Annotated in this window: 26 protein-coding genes and 1 tRNA gene; 11 read left to right on the forward strand and 16 right to left on the reverse strand. The window is 44.8% G+C overall.

Annotated elements, in window-relative coordinates; translation table 11 throughout:
• The first annotated feature begins 27 nt into the window (after nucleotides 1-27).
• Entirely contained in the window at nucleotides 28-1,011 is a 984-nt protein-coding gene (locus tag IPL83_18450; protein ID MBK9041102.1) for an NAD-dependent epimerase/dehydratase family protein, read from the forward strand.
• Nucleotides 998-1,879, forward strand: a complete 882-nt coding sequence (locus IPL83_18455; GenBank protein ID MBK9041103.1) for a transglycosylase domain-containing protein — start codon at nucleotides 998-1,000, stop codon at nucleotides 1,877-1,879. Before IPL83_18450 ends, IPL83_18455 begins: the two co-directional genes overlap by 14 nt.
• Here IPL83_18455 and IPL83_18460 read toward each other — a convergent pair.
• The 15 genes from IPL83_18460 to IPL83_18530 form a co-directional block, all read right to left on the reverse strand.
• Nucleotides 1,876-2,685: an ABC transporter permease gene (locus IPL83_18460; GenBank protein MBK9041104.1), complete on the reverse strand. Its 810-nt coding sequence runs from the start codon at nucleotides 2,683-2,685 to the stop codon at nucleotides 1,876-1,878. The genes IPL83_18455 and IPL83_18460 overlap by 4 nt on opposite strands.
• On the reverse strand, nucleotides 2,682-3,608 hold the full coding sequence (locus tag IPL83_18465; protein ID MBK9041105.1) for an ABC transporter ATP-binding protein: 927 nt from the start codon (nucleotides 3,606-3,608) through the stop codon (nucleotides 2,682-2,684). Before IPL83_18465 ends, IPL83_18460 begins: the two co-directional genes overlap by 4 nt.
• 185 nt (nucleotides 3,609-3,793) lie before the next feature.
• Nucleotides 3,794-4,813 (reverse strand): tRNA dihydrouridine synthase DusB, encoded by a 1,020-nt coding sequence (gene dusB, locus IPL83_18470; GenBank protein MBK9041106.1) that lies wholly within the window; start codon nucleotides 4,811-4,813, stop codon nucleotides 3,794-3,796.
• A gap of 28 nt (nucleotides 4,814-4,841) precedes the next feature.
• Nucleotides 4,842-4,917: transfer RNA gene (locus IPL83_18475), tRNA-Phe, on the reverse strand.
• Between the two features lie 100 nt (nucleotides 4,918-5,017).
• Nucleotides 5,018-6,178 (reverse strand): cystathionine gamma-synthase, encoded by a 1,161-nt coding sequence (locus tag IPL83_18480; GenBank protein ID MBK9041107.1) that lies wholly within the window; start codon nucleotides 6,176-6,178, stop codon nucleotides 5,018-5,020.
• Nucleotides 6,175-6,378 carry a hypothetical protein gene (locus IPL83_18485; GenBank protein ID MBK9041108.1) on the reverse strand — a complete coding sequence of 68 codons (204 nt, stop codon included), beginning with the start codon at nucleotides 6,376-6,378 and terminating at the stop codon, nucleotides 6,175-6,177. Before IPL83_18485 ends, IPL83_18480 begins: the two co-directional genes overlap by 4 nt.
• Before the next feature lie 81 nt (nucleotides 6,379-6,459).
• Nucleotides 6,460-6,861, reverse strand: coding sequence for a hypothetical protein (locus IPL83_18490; GenBank protein ID MBK9041109.1), 402 nt, complete (start codon nucleotides 6,859-6,861; stop codon nucleotides 6,460-6,462).
• On the reverse strand, nucleotides 6,858-7,292 hold the full coding sequence (locus tag IPL83_18495) for a hypothetical protein (protein ID MBK9041110.1): 435 nt from the start codon (nucleotides 7,290-7,292) through the stop codon (nucleotides 6,858-6,860). The genes IPL83_18490 and IPL83_18495 overlap by 4 nt, the downstream gene beginning before the upstream one ends.
• Nucleotides 7,280-8,056, reverse strand: a complete 777-nt coding sequence (locus tag IPL83_18500) for a hypothetical protein (GenBank protein ID MBK9041111.1) — start codon at nucleotides 8,054-8,056, stop codon at nucleotides 7,280-7,282. The genes IPL83_18495 and IPL83_18500 overlap by 13 nt, the downstream gene beginning before the upstream one ends.
• Before the next feature lie 294 nt (nucleotides 8,057-8,350).
• Nucleotides 8,351-8,965 carry a hypothetical protein gene (locus tag IPL83_18505; GenBank protein ID MBK9041112.1) on the reverse strand — a complete coding sequence of 205 codons (615 nt, stop codon included), beginning with the start codon at nucleotides 8,963-8,965 and terminating at the stop codon, nucleotides 8,351-8,353.
• Nucleotides 8,966-8,977: 12 nt separating this feature from the next.
• Nucleotides 8,978-9,754, reverse strand: coding sequence for an MCE family protein (locus IPL83_18510; protein MBK9041113.1), 777 nt, complete (start codon nucleotides 9,752-9,754; stop codon nucleotides 8,978-8,980).
• A 10-nt stretch (nucleotides 9,755-9,764) separates the two neighbouring features.
• The gene (locus IPL83_18515) at nucleotides 9,765-10,475 is read right to left on the reverse strand and encodes an ABC transporter permease (GenBank protein MBK9041114.1); all 711 of its coding nucleotides are present in this window, start codon (nucleotides 10,473-10,475) and stop codon (nucleotides 9,765-9,767) included.
• A gap of 62 nt (nucleotides 10,476-10,537) precedes the next feature.
• Entirely contained in the window at nucleotides 10,538-11,308 is a 771-nt protein-coding gene (locus IPL83_18520; protein MBK9041115.1) for an ABC transporter permease, read from the reverse strand.
• Nucleotides 11,283-12,035 (reverse strand): ABC transporter ATP-binding protein, encoded by a 753-nt coding sequence (locus IPL83_18525; protein MBK9041116.1) that lies wholly within the window; start codon nucleotides 12,033-12,035, stop codon nucleotides 11,283-11,285. Before IPL83_18525 ends, IPL83_18520 begins: the two co-directional genes overlap by 26 nt.
• Complete coding sequence (locus tag IPL83_18530; GenBank protein MBK9041117.1) at nucleotides 12,035-12,790, reverse strand: ATP-binding cassette domain-containing protein; 756 nt, start codon at nucleotides 12,788-12,790, stop codon at nucleotides 12,035-12,037. Before IPL83_18530 ends, IPL83_18525 begins: the two co-directional genes overlap by 1 nt.
• 273 nt (nucleotides 12,791-13,063) lie before the next feature.
• On the opposite strand from IPL83_18530, the gene mdh reads away from it, so the two are divergent.
• The 8 genes from mdh (at nucleotide 13,064) to IPL83_18570 (ending at nucleotide 21,161) form a co-directional block, all read left to right on the forward strand.
• On the forward strand, nucleotides 13,064-14,008 hold the full coding sequence (gene mdh / locus IPL83_18535; GenBank protein ID MBK9041118.1) for a malate dehydrogenase: 945 nt from the start codon (nucleotides 13,064-13,066) through the stop codon (nucleotides 14,006-14,008).
• A 27-nt stretch (nucleotides 14,009-14,035) separates the two neighbouring features.
• On the forward strand, nucleotides 14,036-15,205 hold the full coding sequence (sucC, locus tag IPL83_18540) for an ADP-forming succinate--CoA ligase subunit beta (GenBank protein ID MBK9041119.1): 1,170 nt from the start codon (nucleotides 14,036-14,038) through the stop codon (nucleotides 15,203-15,205).
• Entirely contained in the window at nucleotides 15,205-16,074 is an 870-nt protein-coding gene (sucD, locus tag IPL83_18545) for a succinate--CoA ligase subunit alpha (GenBank protein MBK9041120.1), read from the forward strand. Before sucC ends, sucD begins: the two co-directional genes overlap by 1 nt.
• A gap of 65 nt (nucleotides 16,075-16,139) precedes the next feature.
• Nucleotides 16,140-16,565, forward strand: a complete 426-nt coding sequence (ndk, locus tag IPL83_18550) for a nucleoside-diphosphate kinase (protein ID MBK9041121.1) — start codon at nucleotides 16,140-16,142, stop codon at nucleotides 16,563-16,565.
• A gap of 165 nt (nucleotides 16,566-16,730) precedes the next feature.
• The gene (locus IPL83_18555) at nucleotides 16,731-17,507 is read left to right on the forward strand and encodes a tetratricopeptide repeat protein (GenBank protein MBK9041122.1); all 777 of its coding nucleotides are present in this window, start codon (nucleotides 16,731-16,733) and stop codon (nucleotides 17,505-17,507) included.
• 6 nt (nucleotides 17,508-17,513) lie between these two features.
• Nucleotides 17,514-18,620, forward strand: a complete 1,107-nt coding sequence (locus IPL83_18560; protein ID MBK9041123.1) for a helix-turn-helix domain-containing protein — start codon at nucleotides 17,514-17,516, stop codon at nucleotides 18,618-18,620.
• 13 nt (nucleotides 18,621-18,633) lie between these two features.
• A complete protein-coding gene (locus tag IPL83_18565) occupies nucleotides 18,634-19,953 on the forward strand; it encodes a glycosyltransferase family 39 protein (protein MBK9041124.1) in 1,320 nt (439 codons plus the stop codon).
• Nucleotides 19,950-21,161 (forward strand): hypothetical protein, encoded by a 1,212-nt coding sequence (locus IPL83_18570; GenBank protein MBK9041125.1) that lies wholly within the window; start codon nucleotides 19,950-19,952, stop codon nucleotides 21,159-21,161. Before IPL83_18565 ends, IPL83_18570 begins: the two co-directional genes overlap by 4 nt.
• A 33-nt stretch (nucleotides 21,162-21,194) precedes the next feature.
• Here IPL83_18570 and IPL83_18575 read toward each other — a convergent pair whose 3' ends face one another.
• Complete coding sequence (locus IPL83_18575; GenBank protein ID MBK9041126.1) at nucleotides 21,195-21,521, reverse strand: (2Fe-2S)-binding protein; 327 nt, start codon at nucleotides 21,519-21,521, stop codon at nucleotides 21,195-21,197.
• A gap of 37 nt (nucleotides 21,522-21,558) precedes the next feature.
• Here IPL83_18575 and IPL83_18580 point away from each other — a divergent pair, with 37 nt between their 5' ends.
• Nucleotides 21,559-22,182, forward strand: coding sequence for a 3'-5' exonuclease (locus IPL83_18580; protein ID MBK9041127.1), 624 nt, complete (start codon nucleotides 21,559-21,561; stop codon nucleotides 22,180-22,182).
• Nucleotides 22,183-22,192: the final 10 nt, after the last annotated feature.

Below are 22,192 nucleotides of genomic sequence, written 5' to 3' on the forward strand. Positions count from 1 at the left end.
AGACTGGACTTAGGGAGAAACAAAAAAATGAAAGTTTTGATAACTGGAGCCACTGGATTTGTGGGAACTTGGTTGACCCGAGATCTTTGTCAGAAGGGTCTTGAGGTTCGTATTCTATGTAGGGGGCCTGAACTTCCACTTGAACTCAAGGGTTTGCCAATTGAAGTGGCTCATGGAGATATCACTTCAATCGAAAGCCTCGAAAAGGCCGTTAAGGGAGTAAAATTGGGTTTTCATTTGGCCGGGCTTGTTGGTTATTCGCGATCAATGCGGAGCGAAATGGAGCGAGTCAACGTCCAGGGAACAGCAAATATCTTACGGGCAGTGGAGGCAGAGGGGGGCATAAAATTGCTGCACATGAGTTCAGTGACGGCAATTGGGGCGAGTTTTGATGGAATTCCCTTAAATGAGAATTCGCAATTCAATTTGTCACATCTTAATTTGGGCTATTTTGAAACGAAGAGAGAAGCAGAATCACTGGTAAAAATATCAGTTGAGGAAGGGAGAGTCGACGCAGTTATTGTGAACCCTTCGACGATCTATGGTGCAGGTGATGCTCTTAAGGGCAGTCGCGGGACGCAAATCAAGGTAGCGAAAGGGATATTCCCCTATTATACTGGCGGGGGGGTTAATGTCATTGCCGTTGAGGATCTGATACCGTCTTTGTGGGCCGCTGTTACCAAGGGACGAACGGGAGAACGATATATTCTGAGTGGCGAGAATCTGCTGATTAAAGATCTCTTTGGCATCATCGCCGATGAAGCGGGAGTTCGACCTCCACACATATTCCTGCCAAATGTGCTCGTGCACGGGTTAGGAAAGGTGGGAGACATTTTAGAGAGATTTGGAATGAAAGGACCATTAAATTCTGAAACAGCCTGGACATCGACTCTATTTCACTGGTTTGATTCGAGTAAAGCTAGAAATGAGCTAGGGCTGAAGACGAGACCTGCGAGAGAGGCCATTGCTCAAAGTATCAGGTGGATGAAGGAACAACATGTTATATATTAAAGTAAGTCGTACGCTTGCCATCATATCAATTCCATTTCTTTTTCTTTTAGGAATGGCAATTTTATTGGGTTTTCTTCTGACAACTTTGCCAGATGTGGGGGAGTTGCGAAATTGTTTGACCACTTCGATGAATCGAGTAGAGCTCTGCTCTAAAAGTCAGTCTTATGTTCGTCTGGCAAACATTTCCCCTTTAGTTGTCGATGCCGTTCTTGCCTCGGAGGACGCCTCATTTTTTAGTCACGATGGATTTGACTGGTTTGAAATTAGGGAAAGTTTTGAGACGAATGTAAAAAGGGGGCGATTGGCTCGCGGAGGATCCACCATTACCCAACAGTTAGTAAAGAACGTCTTTCTTGATAAAGAGAAAAGTTTTATTCGAAAAATTCGAGAAGCTTTTTTAACGAAGGAAGTTGAAAAAAAATTTTCTAAGCAAGATATTTTGGAGAAATATCTCAATGTTGTAGAATTTGGTCCGAACGTTTTTGGAATTAAGGCGGCAACGCAGTATTATTTCCAGAAATTGCCCTCACAGGTAAATCTTCTTGAGGCTTCGTTTTTGGCATTTTTGCTTCCTAACCCAAAGGGCCATCATGCCTACTTTAAGAAGGGAAACCTTACAGATTACGCACGCAAGCGAATTCTTAGTATTTGTACGCGACTTTACCGATTTAAGAAAATTTCGAGCGCCGATTGGGAAATCGCGAGCTTTAGATTGATCGATTTTCCTTGGAAGGGCTTGATATGGGAAAAGACAGAAATGATGGATACTGTTGACGAGATATTAAAAGATGAGACGGGAAATTCGGACTTTGAAATCCCAGTCATTGAAGAGGAAATGCCAGAAAATGATTCTGAAACCCATATTTAATGGAATATTTGCCTTGTGAGTCGATGTGTTGCCCAGTTGGATAATAAGAATCCGACCGCAAAAAGAATTCCAATATTGAGAAAAATAATGGAAGGCATTTCTCCCGTGAGGAGCGCTCGAGTGGCAATGACGGCGTGAGTGAGAGGGAGCAGATAGGTGAGATTTTGAATGAAGGGGGGCAGATGTTCAAGGGGGAAATAGGTTCCGCAAAATAATGACATCGGAATCATGAATCCTGACTGTGCATAAATAAACCAATCATAGGTTTTCGCATAAGATGTTAGAAGCAGTCCAAAAGATGAAGACACCCAGCACAAGAGAGCAGCCACAAATAAGGCGGGCAGAACTAGCCAAGTCTCGACCAGTCCCTGCGTAGCGCCCACTGCGGCTACAACTGAGGAACTTAAAAATCCCTTTGTGGTCGCCCATAAAATCTCTCCCAAGACAATTTCGGCGGGTTCAATGGGAGCCAATAAGATGACCTGATAGGTCTTTTGTGTTGTCAGTTTAGAAAAACCACCATAGGAACCCTCCAGAAAAGAAACAAACATTCCAGACGATATGAGGAGCGCCGGGAAGAAGAACTTCACGTAGGGGGTGCCATCGACCTCTCCAATGAAAAACCCCAATCCGTAGCCAATTGCTAAAAGGTAGATAAGCGGTTCAAAAACAATCCAAAAAACTGAAACAAGAATGCTATATCTGAAGCAAATGGCATTTCGGTACCAAACAGCAAAGGCCCCCTTGCTCCAGTTCGGAATAGTAAGTAGATTATTGGTGTGCCTTCCGTTTAGCTTCATTCTCACCTGTCTTTCCGTAGTTCATAGCCCGCAATCCTCAGAAAAACGTCTTCAAGAGAGGCCTTTCTAACGACGATATTGCTACTTTCAATATCAGCAATAACGGATCTGCCATTTTGTCCGGGCTTAATGAATAAACGGAGTCTTTGACTCACCACCTGATATTCAAATTTGTCCCTCACTTTTTTTAAAAAATACTCCATTTCGTCCATCGGAATATGAAACTCAATCACTTCAACCCCAACGTGTTTGTGAATCAGAGAGAGAGGAGGTCCTTCACAGAGGATTTTTCCCTTATCAATGATCACAACCCGATCGCACAAATCTTCGGCTTCTTCCAAGCGGTCTGTAGATAAAAGAATCACTTTCCCTTGGCGTTTCAATTGGCCAATACTTTCTGAGATCCATTTCTGTTCTTGGATGTCTAGCCCCTGAGTGGGTTCGTCCAAAAAGACAATTTTTGGATTATTGACAAGAGAGCGCGCCAGAGCCAGGCGACGTTGCATTCCTATCGTAAGAGATCCAACCAGGCGGCCGTCGAACTCTTCCAAGTGCACGAATCGCAACAGTTCGCGTGCCTTTGTGCGAGCATGCCTTTGAGGTATACCAAAGTAGCGAGAGTGGACGAGCAAATTATCCAATACACTGAACTCGTTATCTAGAGAATTGGCCTCTGGAAGCACGCCGATCTGGCCTTTTATTTTGCGAGCATTGGTTTTTACATCTAATCCGAAAACAAAGAGCTCTCCCGAAGTGATAGGAGAATTGCAATACATCATCTTCATCGCCGAGGTCTTTCCTGCTCCTTTTGGACCAAGAATACCGAAACACTCGCCTTCTCGGATCTGAAGATTCAAGCCGTTGACTGCCGTATTAGTGTTCTGAGAAAACCTTTTGACTAGGTTGCGTGCCTCTATGACCACCGCCATCGATTAAACCTGCTCTCTTCCTTCGGCTTTAAATGGATAGAATCATTTTCTCACATCCAGAGAAAACGGCAATGGATTCCATGCAAGAGTATTGGTTCATCTCATTTCTTGATTAGAATGGGATGGGGTCTAGGGTCCAGTTCGCCTGCTAAATTTTAAGGTGAATACATTTAAGAAAGAATGGTCTAGCCATGACCGCCCATCAGAAAAGCTTCCTCTCCTGTGTCCGCCTGCACCAATTGTTTTACAGAATCAAAATAGAGCCTGATGCGATCTTTCAATTCGACTTTCTCTTTGCTTGAGAATAAATCTCGTCGAAACCGACTGGCGTCTGGATAGCCTGCAGAAAACCATGCAGCTAGTTTCTTCAATTGGAGAAGGACGATTCTTTCAGGAAAATGTGTCTCCAAGTGAATGCATAAATTTTGAAAAACCAAATCAAAATCTCGGTCGATAGGTTGGGATTCGCCTCGAAAGAGAGCAATTGCCTCACGGAAAATCCAGGGATTCTTCAGGCATCCCCTTCCGATCATCACAGCATCGCAGCGAGAGGATCGAAGTCTTTCGATGGCAGCACTTGCGGAAGTGAGGTCTCCGTTGCCAATAACAGGAAGAGAGCTCGTTTTTTTGACATCAGAGATATATTCCCAGTCGGCCTTGCCCGAATAGCCAGCAGCTCGCGTTCGTCCGTGTATCGTGACCCAGGTGATTCCTTCTTCGCTTGCGAGGCGCACAACTTCGGCCGAGTTTCGACTCTTTTCATCCCATCCCGTGCGAATTTTTATGGTGACGGGAATACCTACCGCTCCTTTTACTGCAGCCAAAATTTTTGAGAGATGAGGAAGGTCCCGAAGGACACCAGATCCAGCTCCTTTGTTGACAACCTTTGGAACGGGACAACCAAAGTTAAGGTCGACAAAATCCGCTCCCAAATCCTCTGTTAACTTGGCGGCTTCGGCCAAATGTCCAATATGTTCCCCAAATAGTTGGATCCCTACGGGTCTTTGAGGCTCTTCAAATTTCATAATTTGTCTGGTTCTGGCGCTTTCATAATGAAGCCCGTTGGCGGAGACCAATTCGGTGATAACGGCTCCGCAACCCATTTCTCTCATAAAGGAACGAAAGGCACAGTCAGTAATCCCGGCCATTGGAGCGAGAAGGAAGGGATTATCCTGTAGATATTTGAGCAGGCTTGTTTCAGTCATGAAAAAAAGTTGCTTGAACCTTAAAAAATGGTGGCTTGGGACGGAATTGAACCGCCGACACAAGGATTTTCAGTCCTCTGCTCTACCGACTGAGCTACCAAGCCACGGCGCTTAAACAGCAGAAAAAAATGAGAGTTATACTTATGCCGTTACATTGGGAACTGTCAAATGTAAGCCCCATTAAAATGACTGAAGCGGCGCGGCTTAAATTTTATCAAGGGCCTGTTCTAGGTCTTGGACCAAATCACTCAGGGTTTCTATCCCCACGCTCAAGCGAACCAAGCCATCATCGATACCCAAGGACTTTCGGATTTCGGGAGGCACGCTTGCATGAGTCATGATCGCTGGATGCTCTATCAGCGATTCGACTCCCCCTAAACTCTCTGCCAACGAGAAAATTCTAACAGACTCAAGAAATCTGCGAGCGGGCTCAATTCCTCCCTTTATATAGAGAGTGATCATGCCTCCAAAACCCCGCATTTGCTTTTTTGCGAGATCATGTTGGGGATGAGAGGCCAAGCCAGGATAGAGAACTTTCTCAACTTTTGGATGGCTTTCTAGCAAGTTAGCAAGAACTCGAGCATTTTCTTCATGGGCTCTCATTCTTATGGCGAGTGTCTTGAGGCTTCGCAAGGAAAGAAAGGCATCAAATGCCGAACCCACAGGGCCCATGGAGTTGCTCAGGAAGGCAAGCTTTTCTGCAAGATCATCCCGCGAAGTAACAATCACGCCACCCACAATATCGCTGTGTCCGCTAATATATTTAGTCGTCGAGTGAACCACCATGTCTGCGCCCAAAGCCAGTGGATTTTGAAAATAGGGACTCATAAAGGTATTATCAACGGCTGACAATATATTGTGCTTTTTGCAAATAGCGGTGAGGCCTCCAATGTCAGCCAATTTGAGCATTGGATTAGTTGGGGTCTCCAGCCAGACCAATTTTGTATTTGGCTGAATGGATTCTTCAAAACGGATTGGATTGGTGAGATCAATGTAGCTGAATTCTATACCAAAGTGCCTAATCACTTTATCAAAGAGGCGAAAACTCCCCCCATACATATCATCTCCAGCAATGACATGATCGCCGGTTTTGAGTAAATGCATAACAACGGTAGCAGCTGCGCAGCCTGAAGCAAAGGCGAAGCCGTGCCTTCCTCCCTCAAGAGAAGCTATACAATTTTCAAAGGCCTTGCGAGTTGGATTCGAGGTTCGACTGTATTCGTAACCTCTGTGCTTGCCGGGAGATTCCTGCACATAAGTGGAAGACAAATAGAGAGGGGTCATGATAGCCCCTGTCGTTGGATCCGGAAATTGTCCGCTGTGGATGGCTCTTGTTTCAAATCCCAATTCGACTGCTCGCTTCATTTTTCGCCTTTGCTCTGTCCGTCGCTCTCGTCAAAATGGAGAGCCCGCAGGACCAGGTTGATTCTTTCGATGGGGTCCGTGGAATAGGGGATTCCAGTTAACCTCATTCGCTCCTCTACCAATTTCTCTTCGGGGGCTGGCTTTAAGAGCTCTTCTACGAGAGCCTCAAGATTTTCCACCTTCATTTGATCTGGTTTCACATTTCCTCCTCTCCCATCAACCCTTATCGTTACCTAACAGGAGGGCGTTTCATCAAGCTCTGACTCGTCGTTCGAGGACTCTCAATTATCTTGCCAAAAGCCTGGTAGTGAGGACCCTCCCTTTTTCGTCGTACGCGTTGAATCCTTCATGAGGCCCTCCGTCAGGTAAGTTCTACGGTCAAGAGCTCGTTGTGCCTGTTGCAGGCAATGAGTACCCAGGGTCTTCACTTCTAGAATCTGTTTTAACTCGGGAATAGAAAGTTGCTTAATACGATCAAAGTCGCACAGGAAGCGGAGTTCCGATTCTCCAGGAACAAGCTTGTTTTGTCGCCAACAGGCCACAGGTGTGCGTCCTTCCTCCATTTGTTTCTTGCATAGGTAATTCGCCACTTCCTGATCGGTTATTCTGGCTAAGGCGACTCCATCAGCTTTTGCAATCCAAATGAATCCCCAAAAAAGAAAAAAGTGGATGGAAGCCTTCATTTGAGCTGGCTCAATAACTCTGTGAGCCAGGGTCCTAGGAGAAGAACAAGATAGGCCGGAAATTGTAAAAACAAAATGGGAATTAACGCAATGAAGGGAAGTGTATTGAGAGCTTTTGATATTTGTTCGTCACAGGCAGCGGCGAGATCTTTTTCGATTTGCTTTACATCTTCCAATATGGGGACGCCCTTTAATCCGAGGCTAACAAGATCCAAGACGATTTGTCTCCAAGATGTCCAGTAAGGGGATTCTTTGAGCTGACGCGCTTGATTGTTCTTTGAATCGGCCAGCCAAAGTTCGAGGAGATAAGAAATGGGATTCTCTGGATATTCTTCGATGAATTGGCGAATCGAAGTCTGAACTGAGTTTCCATTTTCGATACTCATTCGCAAGGTCAATACAAACCGCAACGGAGGAGCTAGATCTTCCACTTAATCCTCCGGCCCATATTTAGCGTCCATAGAAGTCCTATGATAAACATCACAAATGATAGAACGATCCATCTCAAGTGCAGCTGGGAGCCATCACGAAAGAGAACGTGAACAAGCAATGCAAGATATAAACCGGCAAGAATCCACGCCTGAATACGCATCTGAAAAAGAATTTGTCCGGACTTATGTCGAAATTCGCGCTCCATCTTCATCTTTCTTCGTAAATTTTCAATTCGTCGCAGCGATTCGTGTGAATTCGTGTGAGCACGCTGAAGTTCTCTCATTGTTTCAGTCCAATTGTTCCCAAAAGACAGCCTATTTTTGTGTTGTGAAAAAACAACAGACGAACGAATTTGCATGAGTTTGGCTTTGTTGAAGCCAATTTCCTCCTCAACTATTTTATCAAAAGCAGATCGGAATCCTGAACCCGTTCGTAGCAAAATGAGCAAGCGATCCAGACAAAAAATAAACTTATCCTGAAAAGATTTTTCCCTCTGAAAAATGACAAATTGAACTGAAAAATAAAAGAACAACAATGTGGAAAATAAAAGCAACCATCTCCACATTTCGTTGGGCAGCGGAAGGGCTCCAATGATCAAAATTAAAATAAAGGATGAGGTGCCAATTTTTGTCAGTGCATCCTCGCTGATAAAATGTTGATGTTGTATTTGTCCGAAGATTCGGATGACGAAAAGATATGCGGACATCATTTGAAAAAGGCGAAATATGATAATCAAAGCGTCCATGCGGAAATAAAAATGCAAAAAAAAAGCTCAAGATTATTTTTTCTATTGACGATAGATGTCACGCAGGTAAACTTTTGATTGTTACCAACAAAGGTAAACAACAAAGTAAGTTCATCCTAGGAGGAGACATGGCTAAGAAGAGAAAAAAAGCAGCAAAAAAAGTCGCTAAGAAAGCTACTAAAAAGAAAGCAGCAAAGAAAACTTCTCGTAAAAAGAAGTAAGCTTCGTTTTTTGCTTCTCATACGAGAGCCCTTGGGTTATCCCAGGGGCTTTTGTTTTTTCAGTTCATTGCAGAAGTTTTTTGGGAGAAATTTAGAAAAAGTAGGTGTATCCGAGAGCGCCCGTAGGGGTGAGAACAAGATCCTCAATATCAACCAACAGACTGATTTCAGCAAAAACTGAAGATCCCGACCACTCTCCACCAAGTTGGAGATACTGAATTCCCAAACTTGGAAATAGAAATATTTCAGAAAACTGTCCCGTTTTCCTCTCATTTTGGCTCAAAAAGCGATCAGCGAGAAACCCCGGGTTTGTTCGCTGTATTTCGCCTTTTCCAGTCCCTACCGTGTACCAACGTCCGATGCCTCCAGCAAGATAAGGTAGGAAGGAAACGCCTGATATATATCTCCGGATCTGAGTTACAAAGGTTTGATACCCCTCTCCGAATCCAACGCCACCCTGTAGGCTAAACTCGCTAGAGAAGTTCAACTCAAGGTGGGCTCCAAGAATTCCCCAAACTCCGGAGCCAATGAGCCCAACTCCCACCTTTCGGTGGTTTCTGAGAGAAAAACCATCAGGTTCGCGAGGAATATGGACTTGATTGATGACGCTTCGGGAACCCTCTTCCAGAAGAATAGCCGAGTGTGCGTGAGTGGAGATAAAACCTACAAGCAAGTGCACGAAGAGACAGAGAGAAAATTTGAACATCTGGGCTCCTTATCAAAACAACTTAGCTTTGATGCCTTCCTCTTGGAGAAATTTCTTGATTGCAGCCTTATCTAGACTTTCGAGGCGCCAGATGAGCTTATTGAGCAGCGCTAGCGTTTTTTCAGCCTCTGGGCCTCGTAGATCCTGGGTCAAGTGTGCCACGTTATCTGAAATAATGATGAGATTTTTGACCAATTTTTCGGCTTCCTTGTTTGAAGTGGCTCTGTCGAGAAGCTGGAGAGTCTTATTCAAGTTTGTAACTAAACGATTCATCATTTCAATGGTGTCGACGACGGATCCTTGGTTTTTATCGACAAACTCGATTATTTTTCCGGCTAGCCCGTAACTTTGAGAAATGAGTTGATCGATGCGAGGGGGATCTTCCCCTCGAACAATAGCTCCAGGCTCGAGAGTGGATTGATTGGAAGATCCAGGGGTGATTTCTAAGAATTTCTCACCAATGACCCCCGCAAGATTGATGTAAAAGCGTGAATCCTGGCGCAGAGTCTTCCAAGCAGTTTTATCAACCTGAATCCTAATCTTAAGCTTCACTTCTTCGCCATTTTGCATTTTTAAATCAGGGGAAAAATCAATCGACTTAACTTTTCCCACTTTGATTCCCATCACGCGTACGGGCGAACCCACCTCGATTCCTCCGGCAAAATTATATGCCACTGTCAAATCCGAGGTGTTTGAGAATGGATTGAGAACACCAAGAAAATAGGCGAAAGCTATCACTAATGCGACAGCCACTAAAAATAAAACCCCGACCTTAGTTTCCGCTTTCATATCACCGTCCCTAGTAAAAATGAGTGAACAACCAAGAAAGTACAAAATCAATAATAATTATGGCTACAGATGTCGACACTACGCTACTTGTGGTCGCCAGGCCAACACCTTCTGCGCCCGGTTTACAGCGGAACCCGTAGAAACAACTAAACAATGGTATGGTGGCGCCGAAACAGGCCCCCTTGACTGTGGAAAATAGGAGATCTTGAAAACTCACAAAAGTCCGCATGGACATCAAAAAGCTGCCGAGAGAATATCCGAGACTCACTTGGCTTACGATCATGGCGCAAAGGAGGCAGACGAGATTGGCAATCACGCTCAGTAGGATGCCTCCGATAATGCATGCGACAAATCTGGGGACGACCAGAAATCGGACGGGGTCAATTCCGAGCATTCGGAGGGCATCTATTTGTTCGGTGACTCGCATGCTGGCGACTTCTGCAGCGAGTCCTGCGCCAACGCGAGAGGTGACCAATAGGGCAGATACGACGGCCCCCAGTTCGCGAAGTATGAGAAGAGGTGCAAATCCTGGAACCAAAGCATCGTTTTTTATGACGAGCTTCATGTGAAAACTGGCCTCAATGATCGTGACGACAGCTGCGAAGCTGACACAAAAGACAACAATGGGTGTGCTTTCGTAAGCCACAAACACGATTTGGTGAAGAATATCCTTGGGGCGAAATGGGGGCGAAATAGTCCGACCCAGGGTTTGAGCTGTCAAAGCCGAGAAGCCAATGACTCCTGAAATTGCGTCATGAATGGGTGAGATACCTTTCTCTTTTATCAATTAATCACCATCTTTAGGATAATTTCACCCACAAAGCTTGTCATCCAATCTGCGACGACGATTCCAACCATTGAAGCAACAGCAGTGCTGACGACCGAGCGTCCAACTCCTTTTGTCCCGCCTGTGGTCGTATATCCTTTATAAGTGCAAATGGAGGCCAAAATGAGGGCGAAGGTAAAGCATTTGATCAAGCCATTTCCAATTGAGATACTCGTAATTATCGTTGGTATATGGCGTAAATATTCTTCTGGGTTAATTCCAGAAAAAAACATGCCCATGAGGAGGCCTCCTGCAATAGACATGATCAGGCCAAGTGCCAGAAGAAAAAAACTAGAAACAACGATTCCTACAAAACGTGGAAAGATAATCTCACGTATGGGGTTGGCTCCAAGACATCGTATGGCATCAATCTGTTCAGTCACCCTCATCGTTCCAAGTTCCGCTGAGGTAAAGGCACCAATCTTTCCGCTCAACATGAAGGCAATAAGAAGAGGGCCGACCTCTCGGATTGTCGCACTGGTTGAGAGGCCGCCCAGGTATCCCAGGGCCCCAAACTCTTTTACCTGCATCGTGAATTGAACTGTCATAATAGCGCCAACAAAAAAACCCGCTAAGCCTGTGGTTGAGAAGCTCTGTTTGGTGACCTTCCAGATCTGCTCACAAATGAGTGAAAAATGCCATTTGCCTTTCAGGGCGATGAGGGAGACGTCCTTCAAAAAAATGAGGCATCCTCCTATATCATTAATTACTAGAATCAGTAGATGCAATTGCCAAGGCCTCCTGTAGGAATTCAACAACGAGTGGGTGGTCTGAATTTTTCAAATCTGCGGGGCTTCCCCAGGCAATGATTTTGCCCTTATCCAGAACAATAATTTTATCGGCAATAGCGAGGGCACAACGCATATCGTGGCTGACGACCAAGGACGTCGTGTTCAGAGTTCGACTGAGGGATCGAATCAATTCATTGATAGTTGTGGTGGTGACGGGATCAAGTCCTGTTGTGGGCTCGTCAAAAAGAAGAATTTTCGGTCCAATTGCGATTGTCCGGGCCAGGCTGACTCGCTTTTGCATTCCATAACTCAAGCTGGCGGGCATTTTTTCCGAAATTTTTGGGAGATTGACGAGTCGAAGAACTTCCTGCACACGTTTGTCAATTTGATCTTCTGAAAGGTTAAAATGTCGTCGGAGTCCAAAGCAAATATTGTCATGAACGCTTAAGGAGTCAAACAATGCCGGGTGTTGAAATACCATTCCGCATTTTCTTCGGATATCAAAATACTCTTCTTCGCTGAGATGGCTGACTTCTGTGTTATCCACAAATATTTTGCCAGAGGTAGGCCTGAGCAGGCCAACGATATTCTTTAGTAAAACTGACTTGCCTGTGCCCGAGGTTCCCAGAATAAAAAGAATTTCTCCTGCTTTAACTTCAAAACTGATGGAATCCAAAACCCTTCGGTCTCCAAATGTTTTGATCACATTTTCAAATCGAATCATCAAGACACCGTCAGCGGACCACTAGAGTTACCGCGGATAAATTGATAAACTGTTGGGTTTTGGTGCGCTTTCGTCTCTGATTCAGTTCCAGTAATGATCAAACCCCCGTCAATAAGCATACCTATCCGGTCGGCCATTTGATAGGCCCGATTCATATCGTTGGTAATTGCAATCACAGTCGAATTTTTCTCATCTTGCAGTTTGATAATTAAATCAACAATTTTGCGGCTCGTAATTGGGTCCAGTCCAGCTGTTGGATCATCATAGAAAATAATTTCTGGATCTAATGCCAGGGCCCTGGCAATTCCAAGGCGCTTTTGCATTCCTCCGCTGATTTCCTCTGGCAGGAGGTCTCGAGCATGAAGGATGCCGACTTCGTTTAGAAAAAAATCGATTCGACGATGGATCTCCATCTCGTCACAAGCGGTGGTCTCTCGCAGGGGAAACGCAATGTTTTCGGAACAAGTGAGAGAATCAAATAGAGCATTTTTTTGAAATAACATTCCCATGTGACGCATGAGATCTGTTTTTTTGGATGTGGGACAATCATAAAGATCGACCCCATCAATAAAAATTTGACCGAGGCTTGGTTCCAGAATGCCAGCGATGATCTTGAGAAGCACTGACTTCCCTTGACCACTTGGACCAATCAGAACAAAGATTTCCCCTTTTTTTATCGTGAGGTTGATATTCGATAGAAGCTCACGCCCATCGAAACTCACACCGATATTTCTAAGCTCGATCAAGGTTGACACTATGCTTCAATTTCCGATGAAAACGGTTGGTGAACCACTTACATTCTTGCAAAACCAATGGAGACTGGCAAATTTGATTATCTTCATAGCTTGTGCCAAGCATTAATCTGGACTGAGATCTTCGTCGCAATTTTTTTTCAAACCGCTTATTGCCATATATATAGATAGATTGGTTGTACAAAAGCCTGGGTTTGCTATACATCGAATCTAAACATTTGATTTTGTTGCGAATTGACAACATTTTATGAGAGGGATTGAAGGAGTGAAATCATGATGCATAAGAGAAAAAAGATAACTGTTGTTGGTGCAGGTTTTGTTGGGTCCACGTGCGCACACTGGGCAGCAATAAAGGAGCTCGGCGATGTTGTTCTCGTCGATATCAATGAGGGAGCGGCCAAAGGAAAAGCTCTAGATCTTTATGAAGCGTCTCCAGTTGATGGTTTTGATTCTCGCGTTTATGGGACCAAGGATTACAAGGATACTGCTCATTCAGATGTGGTGATTATCACTGCCGGAATTCCGCGGAAACCCGGAATGAGTCGCGATGACTTGCTAGCGACGAATGCGAAAATCATGAAAGCAGTCTGTGAAGGGATTCGGGAGTATTCTCCAAACGCCGTTGCGATTATTGTGAGTAACCCTCTTGATGCCATGGCTTTCGTGGCAAAGGAAACTTTGGGATATCCTCCGGAGCGAGTGATCGGCATGGCAGGAGTTCTCGATGGGGCTCGCTTTCGATCATTCATTGCAGAGGAGTTGAATGTCAGTGTTAAAGACGTTCAGGCCTTTGTACTTGGGGGTCATGGGGACACAATGGTGCCCATGCCCAGACACTGTTCTGTCGGTGGAGTTCCGCTTATGGAAATCATGAAGAAAGACCGCATTGACGCTCTTGTCGACAGAACAAGAAAAGGTGGAGCAGAAATTGTCCAGCTTTTACAAACAGGCTCCGCCTACTATGCGCCATCCGCAAGCGCCGTACAGATGGCAGAATCAATTTTGAAAGACCAAGGAAGAATACTGCCTTGTGCCGCTTTCTTGAGGGGTGAGTATGGAGTGAGAGATCTTTTTATTGGAGTTCTTTGCAAATTGGGAGGCAAGGGCCTTGAAAAGGTGATCGAGGTGAAGCTCAACGATGAAGAGAGAGCTGGCCTTGATAATTCGGTGAAGGCCGTGCAAGAACTTGTCGAAGCTCTCAAAAAACTTAATTACAAGTAGGGCATAAGGCCAAAGGAGAGGATAGCAATGAATATACATGAATACCAAGCCAAAGAGATTCTTCGTCATTTTGGCGTAACGACCTTGAAGGGCGTTATGGCTGTGTCAGTAGAGGCGGCCGTAAAGGCGGCCACGGATGTTGGAGGTTCATTGTGGGTCGTAAAAGCCCAAATTCATGCCGGAGGAAGAGGGAAAGGTGGCGGAGTAAAATTGGCCAGATCTCTCGATGAAGTTCGGAGTGTGGCAAAAAATATTTTGGGAATGAATTTGGTGACTCACCAGACGGGTCCCGAAGGCAAAGTGGTTCAGAGACTCTATGTCGAACAAGGTTGTAATATCTCGAAGGAGTATTACGTTGCGGCTCTGTTAGACCGCGCCTGTGGACGAGTCACTCTGATGGCAAGTTCTGAGGGTGGAATGGACATTGAGGAAGTGGCAGAAAAATCCCCTGAAAAGATTTTTCGGGTGGTTGTTGATCCTGCAGTTGGATTGATGCCTTTTCAAGCTCGACAACTGGCCTTTAATGTTGGAATGAAGGCAAAGGTTGCAGCCAAAGCATCCAAGGTTTTTTTGAGCCTTTATGAGGCCTTTGTTAAGAGCGATTGCTCAATGGCAGAAATCAACCCACTCGTTGAAACAAAAGAGGGGGAGGTCATCGCCCTTGACGCTAAAATGAACTTTGATTCCAATGCCCTTTACCGACAGCCTCACATTGTTGAGTATCGTGATTTGAGCGAAGAGGATCCTTCAGAGATAGAGGCGAGTAAGTATGAACTTGCTTTTATTAAGTTGGATGGAAATATAGGTTGTTTGGTCAATGGTGCTGGTCTAGCAATGGCCACAATGGACATTATTAAGCTTCAAGGCGGGAGTCCTGCGAATTTTCTCGATGTAGGAGGAGGAGCTGACAAAGCGAAAGTGACCAATGCCTTTAAATTGATCCTCAAGGATCCCAACGTGAAGGGCATTTTAGTGAATATTTTTGGTGGGATCATGAAATGTGACATCATTGCTGAAGGAGTGATTGCGGCTAGCAAAGAGGTAGGCTTAAAAGTTCCGCTGGTAGTTCGATTGCAGGGGACTAATGTTGAACTGGGAAAAAAGCTTCTGACTGAAAGCGGCCTTAACATCATTCCCGCCGATGATTTAACGGATGCCGCAAAGAAAATTGTTGGCCAAATAAATGGAGGTCGCTAGTGGCTATTTTGGTGGATAAAAATACAAGAGTTATTTGCCAGGGTATAACTGGAGCACAGGGGAGCTTTCACTCTGAACAAGCGCTTGCCTATGGTACCAAGATGGTAGGAGGGGTCACTCCTAGCAAGGGTGGCAGTCAACACTTAGGATTGCCCGTGTTTGACACCGTGGAACAGGCAGTTCGAATGACCCGGGCCAATGCATCCGTCATTTATGTGCCTCCGCCTCTTGCTGCAGATGCGATCATGGAAGCCGTTGATGCCGAGCTTGATTTGGTGGTGTGCATCACAGAAGGAATTCCAGTCCTGGATATGGTCAGAGTGAAGAGATATATGCAGGGTCGCAAGACACGTCTCATTGGTCCTAATTGTCCCGGGGTTATCACGCCGGGTGAGTGCAAGATTGGAATTATGCCTGGGCATATCCATAAGCCCGGTCGCATTGGTGTACTTTCCCGCTCGGGAACTTTGACTTATGAGGCCGTTTGGCAGTTGACCAATCAAGGACTTGGCCAGAGCAGTTGCATTGGCATTGGCGGCGATCCCGTGAACGGAACAAATTTTATTGATATTTTGGAGATGTTCAATGCGGATAAGAATACAGATGCCGTCATCATGATTGGGGAGATTGGTGGCTCAGCAGAGGAAGAGGCGGCTGAGTACATCAAGCGTGAATTCAAGAAGCCCGTGACCTGTTTTATTGCCGGAGCCACCGCCCCAAAGGGAAAACGAATGGGGCATGCGGGAGCCATTATCAGTGGTGGCAAAGGGACGGCCGAAGCCAAATTTGAAGCTCTTCAAGCGGCCAACTGTTCTATTGCCCGGAGCCCAGCCGAACTGGGACTGACTCTTAAGAACAGCTTGAAATAAATCTATTTGACGCACATCTTGGGCCCCGCCTATAAGGAGCCCAGGAATTTTGCGAGGAGACAAAAATGGCAACTGAAAGAACATTTAGTATAATTAAGCCGAATGCGGTCAAGAAGAATGTCGTGGGCGCGATTGTCCAAAAATTTGAAGAGAATGGCCTCCGGATTGCCGCTTTAAGAATGACAAGGCTTGATCGTTCCAAATGTGAGGAATTTTATGCTGAGCATAAGGCTCGACCTTTTTTTGGTGAGTTGGTGAGCTTTATGACTTCCGGACCCGTAGTGATCATTTGTTTGGCTGGTGAGAATGCTGTGGAAAAGAATAGAACACTTATGGGTGCCACTGACCCTGCAAAAGCAGATGTGGGAACGCTTCGTCGGCTCTTTGGCGACAATGTGGGTGAGAATGCGGTCCATGGCAGCGACAGTCACGCAAGTGCTGAACGTGAGCTGAGCTTATTTTTTGAGAAGTCTGAGATCGTTAACGTTTAGGTCTCGGGAGCTATAAGCACCTCTATCCCGTCCTGCGGACGGGATAGGAAGCTCGTACTACCTTTGTGGGTCTTTGGGTTTTTTCCCTGAAGCTGTGCGCAAACTCCATGAAACATTCAGGGCGTATTTTTTGCGCCGATGTCTTTTCTTTGTTAGGTTCTCAAGATGAGGTTTCGTAAATCGAAATTATCGATTCTAGCAGCTGTTTCTATACACCTTGCTCCTGTTTTTCTTTTCTCGTGTGCTCCGGGACAGGCAACGGTCGAGCGTCGAGCTCAACTGCATTTGCAGATCGGAACGGCCTTACTTGGAAAGGGCAATTACCCGGGAGCTCTTCAGGAATTACTGATAGCTGAGCAATTAGACCCTGAAAATCCAGCAATTCAAAACAATCTCGGCCTTGCCTTTTTTGTTCGGCAGAAGTACCCCGAAGCTGAACAACACATTCAAATGGCCTTGGTTAAGGCTCCTCATTACACGGATGCAAGAAATAATCTGGGGAGACTTTATATCGAAATGGGGAACTATAATCAGGCCATAGTCGTTTTAAAACGAGCAAATGAGGACCTTACGTATCCATTTCCAGATAAAACGCTGACGAATTTGGGAATTGCTCACTTTAATAAGGGTGAGTTCGCTGTCGCCAGGGATTATCTAAAGAAATCGCTTGGGATAAAAAGGGAGAATTGCCTCACCTTCAACTATTACGGACGTGCTCTTTTCGAGTTGAGCGACTTTCAGTTAGCTGCGGAGTCGTTTGACCAAGCGATTGCTTTATGCAAGTCTTCAAAATTCGATGAGCCTCATTATTTTAGCGCACTTAGTTATTATAAAACTGGGGACAAGTCTCGTGCTGTTGCTCGACTTGAGGAGTTGATCGCTCTTTTTCCCGAGGGGAAGTACAGTGGTCAGTCTAAGAATATGCTGAAAATGATCAGGTAGGTGGAAATGAAAAATACGGGCAAGGTACTACAAGAGAATCGCGAAAAACAGGGTATGACAATCAGTGAGGTTGCATTAGCAACTAAAATCAATCCACGTGTTTTGCAGGCCATGGAAGCTGGCAACATGGATAAGCTTCCAGCCATTTCTTTTTTGCGCGGTTTTGTTCGGTCCTACGCTGGTCACCTTAAGATGGATGGTGACCAATTACTGGCTCTCTTTAATGAAGAGTTAAACGTACAGCCTCAAGCGATAGAAGAGCTTGGAGTGGCAAACAAGGAGCCAGAGAAGAAAGAAAGCTCATCAATACCCTGGTATCACAATTTGCCGATTCTTAAGGATACTTCATTGACCTCAAAATCTTTGGTGGCAGGTAGTATTATACTTCTCATAGGATTGATTGTCGGAGTGAAGGGGATTGTTGAAAAATATGAAAAGGAGGGCCACGTTTCCAATGCCCCCGAAGATATTGTGGGATTGAAACATGAGGGTGAAACTAATATTGACGAAGGCGATCAGCTGAGAACGGCGAAATCAGTGGGATCTGCGGTTCAGTCTGAAACATCAAAATCTGATTTGTCGCGGTCGACAGCAAACGAGACGAAGAAGTCCCCAGTCCTAGCTTTGCCGTCCAATCAAAATCCAGAACCGAGTAAACAAATCAATGGGACAGGAGGACCAAAACTGCCTGTTGAACCGGTGGTGAATAAGCCAATTGCCGATATCAAGGTAACGCCGTCGGTTTCACCATCTGCAACCCCAGCGAAACTCTCAGATCAGCCAGTGAACAAAACATTGGAGGGAGTATCGCCGAAAGAAGTATTGAATACAGTTAAAAACCCGACTGAGGAAGGTGCAGCACCAGTCGGAATAAAAGGTGGAACTCAGGAGATTATTATAGAAGCCTTGGACAAAGTTGAAGTGACTTTTCGCATTGATGGCGGGGATCTGAAAAAGCTTGCGTTGCAGCCAGAGCAGGTCCATACGATTAAGGGTAAATCTTCAGTTAGCATTGATCTTATGGATGGGGGCGCAGTGAATATCATTCACAATGGCATTGACAAGGGAGTTCCAGGGGATCTTGGGAAATCTAAGAAACTAAAATATCCATAACCAGGAATTAATTTTGACACGTCTGAGCTGGCTATGGATTTTAGCCTTGCTAATCAAAATAATAGTTGCGGGTTATTTGCCCCTGTCCCCCGACGAAGCCTATTATTGGGTATGGTCAAAGTACCCTCAAATGAGCTACTTCGATCATCCTCCATTTGTGGCCTGGCTCTTCCAATTCGGTCGCATTTTTGAAAATTATCATTCTTTTGTGCGCATCCCTTCCGTGATTTTTCTTCATTTTTCATTTTGGATATGGATCCCTATTTTGAAGAGATTCCTTGGTGATGACGAAGTGTGGAAATGGGCAATTTTGTGGCTTTTAAATCCGCTCACCGGGCCTGGCTCGATTGTAGTCACTCCAGATTTGCCTCTGATGTTCTTTTTGCCCTTAGCGACTTTAGCGCTCCTTCGTACAATTGAAACAAAATCATTGAAATGGGCCGCCTCTTTTGGAGTTTGTTTGGGGTTGGGGTTTTGTTCAAAATATCACATGGGTCTTTTTGGACTGATTGCCCTGATTTGGGCTCTGTGGGAAAGGAAGCTGACTCGTGGTCATTTGCTATGTTTGTTGATGGCGACTTTTTCCTTTTCGTTGACCTCTTTGCCTGTATGGTTATGGAATTTGAATAACGAATTTGCATCATTTCGCTTTCAAATCCATCATGGTTTGGGCCATTCGAAATGGAATCCTTTTTGGACGTGGTCCTATTTTATTGGACAGGTCGGCTTGCTTTTTCCCTTCGTGGTTTGGGCATTTTTATTAAATTTTCGAAGCAAGAGATTGCCGAAATGGGTGAACTTTTTTGCCTTGGGCCCTCTCATTTTTTTTCTGGCAAGCTCTTTCAGGGGTAAGGTCGAAGCAAACTGGCCAATTGTAGCTTACCCCTTCTTTCTGGCGGTTGCAGGCCTCTATTTTCCTTCGCGACTTTTTAAGATAACTTTGGTTACTTGGGTTGCCCTGACTTCATTTTTTATTGTGGATTTAGGTTTCGGAATCATTCCAGAAAAGTGGACGCCATCCAAATTGAAAGAGATCAAACGGATAGAATCAGCTTTCGGGGAAACGAGAGAGTACCGGCCATTGTTTGTGCATTCCTATCAGATTGCTGCCAAGATGAGTTTTTTGAATAGAGAAGCCATCTACAAGCTTCGCGGAAGTGGGCGATTTGATTTTTTTGATGGACTGGAAGGATCAATGCCTCCTAAGGAGCCATTTTATTTTCTTACATTGCGTGGAGAATCATTGCCTGTCGAGTACGTTAAAGATTTCATGATTTCTGATCGAACGGAGATAGGGGATGATTTTGATTTACTAAAAGTGATTCCTCAATGAAAAAATTGCTGTTGTTATCTGGTGTTTTGATTTTCTTTATTGGATACGGACTTGTTATCAGTCAATGGAATCTTTCTGTGATGCCAACAGAGCTCGTTACCAAAAATCCGAGCGGATTTTATGATTATCAGGGAATTATGAATGTTCATACTACCTCTGGCAGGGGCAGTCGCAGCATTCAGGATGTGATCTCCATTGCCCAGGAATCAGAGTTGGATTTTATTTTTTTTACTGATTTAAATCAAGAGCTAAAGCCTAAGAATCTTGAGGGATATCACGGGAATCTATATGTTTTTGTCGATGGACAATACAGTTATTTAGATTCAAGAATTTTGAATTTTGATTCATCGGATCCCCTTGAATTAAGAGGACCTGGTCGATCGCAGATTTTTTTTGCAGACCAACTAACGAACATTAATACAGCGAGAGATTTGGGTATTTTTGTTTTGGCTCACCCTTTTAAGCCCGGCTTTAAATGGAAAGGGAATTTTCCGGTTGGGTTGGATGGGATTGAAATTATCAATCTAAAATCCATCTGGCAAAAGTCTTGGATTGAGCGAAGGGCATCATTTTTTTGGACTTTATTTCTGTATCCTTTTAACAGCAGAATGGCGCTTATTAGAATATTTGAAATGCCTTGGGAGGAAATTGCTCTTTGGGATCGTTTGAATCTCGATAGAAGAGTTTTGGGCTTTGCGGGTTCGGATGCCGAAGCAAAACTGAGGATTTCACAAAAATATTCAATTGAATTTCCTTCCTATTCAACTCTGTTTGGACTTGTTCGGAATCACATTTTACTGCCTTCAGAGTTGACCGGTGATGGCAAATCAGATCGAGAGAAAATCACCTCAGCCATTCGAAAGGGGCAATTTTATATGAGCTTGGATTCCCTTGCGAATCCGAGGGGTTTTATTTCTCTTATCGAACGATTGCATCAGCCTCCTGTGCTCATCGGAGGAGATCTCAAATTTGAGCCGGGAATGATCTTGAAAACAGTGTTGCCGCAAAAGCCAGACGTGCCATTCGATGTGATCTATTACCGGAATGGGGAGAAGATCATGGTGTCTAATTCTGTGGAGACAACTTTGAGGTTGCCCGGCCCTGGCGTTTATCGCGTCATGGTGAGGGTTATTCCAACCTTGCCTCTTCCCGATGGCAAGAAGTGGATTCCATGGATTTTTACGAATCCTTTTTTTGTTCGGAATTAGGCTGGGTCAAATAGCCACTGATTGTGAGGGGCCTTATTTTTGGTAATTTGGAATGCAGATTTCCATACCAGGACAGGGGGCCAGTTGGCAGGCAAGTCGTTCATCGTCAAGAAATCCTCTTTCAATGGCGACTTCATTTTCAATGGACGTTCGCGGTAAAAAACCCGAAACGGGATTTTTGGTAAGAATCACTCGGCAGGTCGTACAGGTCCCCATGCCTTCGCAGGAGTGTGGGATCTCAATATTATGTCTGAGTGCAACATCTAAGACAGTCTTGCTGGTTCCAATTGTGACTTTTTCTCCTGGTGGATTGAAGAGAATGGATGAAGTGTCATGATTTTTATTCTTTTTGATGAACATTGTTGAAACAGTATGACTTCTTCGTTAATAAAAATCTATGCAGTTTGTAGCTTTTGACCTTGAAACAACGGGAACTTTGCCCGGGGTAGATAGGATCGTTGAAATTGGGGCTGTTCGCTTTGTTGATGGGGTTGTGGAGTCGGTTTACTCAACGCTTGTGGACCCGCTCGTTCCAATTCCTCTTGCAGCATCTAGAGTTAACCAAATAACTGACGACATGGTTAAAGGAAAGCCGACAATTGATGTTCTGCTTGATTCCTTTGCTGATTTTTGTGATGCCGATGTGATCGTCGCTCACAATGCAATTTTTGACGCCCAGTTCTTAACGTCTGATATCAAGAAGTTTGATGCTCGCGCTCCTAAAGGTGTAATTCTTGATACCTATGGGATGGCGAAGAGGATCCTGCCAGGATTGGCTAATTATCGGTTAGGTACCCTTGTTCAGCATTTGAACATTGATTCTCAGGAATTTCACAGAGCCCAAGCAGACGCTTCCTATTGTGGAGAGCTTTTCATTCACTTGATAAGGAAAATAACTGGAAATATTCTAGAAATGCCTCCTCTTGAAAATCTGATCAATTTAACTGGCCGCGCAGAAATCCGATTCCCACAGATCGTACCTCAGCCAAAGCAACTTGGTTTTTTGGATGGTTTGTTATAGACGGCTATTT

This window comes from Bdellovibrionales bacterium (assembly GCA_016716765.1).
Lineage (GTDB): Bacteria > Bdellovibrionota > Bdellovibrionia > Bdellovibrionales > UBA1609 > JADJVA01.

What these genes read in the sequence shown, in the direction of transcription:
- IPL83_18450 (MBK9041102.1), top strand. Translation starts at nt 28, where the DNA reads ATGAAAGTTTTGATAACTGGAGCCACTGGATTTGTGGGAACTTGGTTG.
- IPL83_18455 (MBK9041103.1), top strand. Translation starts at nt 998, where the DNA reads ATGTTATATATTAAAGTAAGTCGTACGCTTGCCATCATATCAATTCCA.
- IPL83_18465 (MBK9041105.1), bottom strand. Translation starts at nt 3,608, where the DNA reads ATGGCGGTGGTCATAGAGGCACGCAACCTAGTCAAAAGGTTTTCTCAG.
- dusB (MBK9041106.1), bottom strand. Translation starts at nt 4,813, where the DNA reads ATGACTGAAACAAGCCTGCTCAAATATCTACAGGATAATCCCTTCCTT.
- IPL83_18480 (MBK9041107.1), bottom strand. Translation starts at nt 6,178, where the DNA reads ATGAAGCGAGCAGTCGAATTGGGATTTGAAACAAGAGCCATCCACAGC.
- IPL83_18490 (MBK9041109.1), bottom strand. Translation starts at nt 6,861, where the DNA reads ATGAAGGCTTCCATCCACTTTTTTCTTTTTTGGGGATTCATTTGGATT.
- IPL83_18505 (MBK9041112.1), bottom strand. Translation starts at nt 8,965, where the DNA reads ATGTTCAAATTTTCTCTCTGTCTCTTCGTGCACTTGCTTGTAGGTTTT.
- IPL83_18510 (MBK9041113.1), bottom strand. Translation starts at nt 9,754, where the DNA reads ATGAAAGCGGAAACTAAGGTCGGGGTTTTATTTTTAGTGGCTGTCGCA.
- IPL83_18525 (MBK9041116.1), bottom strand. Translation starts at nt 12,035, where the DNA reads ATGATTCGATTTGAAAATGTGATCAAAACATTTGGAGACCGAAGGGTT.
- mdh (MBK9041118.1), top strand. Translation starts at nt 13,064, where the DNA reads ATGCATAAGAGAAAAAAGATAACTGTTGTTGGTGCAGGTTTTGTTGGG.
- sucC (MBK9041119.1), top strand. Translation starts at nt 14,036, where the DNA reads ATGAATATACATGAATACCAAGCCAAAGAGATTCTTCGTCATTTTGGC.
- ndk (MBK9041121.1), top strand. Translation starts at nt 16,140, where the DNA reads ATGGCAACTGAAAGAACATTTAGTATAATTAAGCCGAATGCGGTCAAG.
- IPL83_18555 (MBK9041122.1), top strand. Translation starts at nt 16,731, where the DNA reads ATGAGGTTTCGTAAATCGAAATTATCGATTCTAGCAGCTGTTTCTATA.
- IPL83_18560 (MBK9041123.1), top strand. Translation starts at nt 17,514, where the DNA reads ATGAAAAATACGGGCAAGGTACTACAAGAGAATCGCGAAAAACAGGGT.
- IPL83_18570 (MBK9041125.1), top strand. Translation starts at nt 19,950, where the DNA reads ATGAAAAAATTGCTGTTGTTATCTGGTGTTTTGATTTTCTTTATTGGA.
- IPL83_18575 (MBK9041126.1), bottom strand. Translation starts at nt 21,521, where the DNA reads ATGTTCATCAAAAAGAATAAAAATCATGACACTTCATCCATTCTCTTC.
- IPL83_18580 (MBK9041127.1), top strand. Translation starts at nt 21,559, where the DNA reads ATGCAGTTTGTAGCTTTTGACCTTGAAACAACGGGAACTTTGCCCGGG.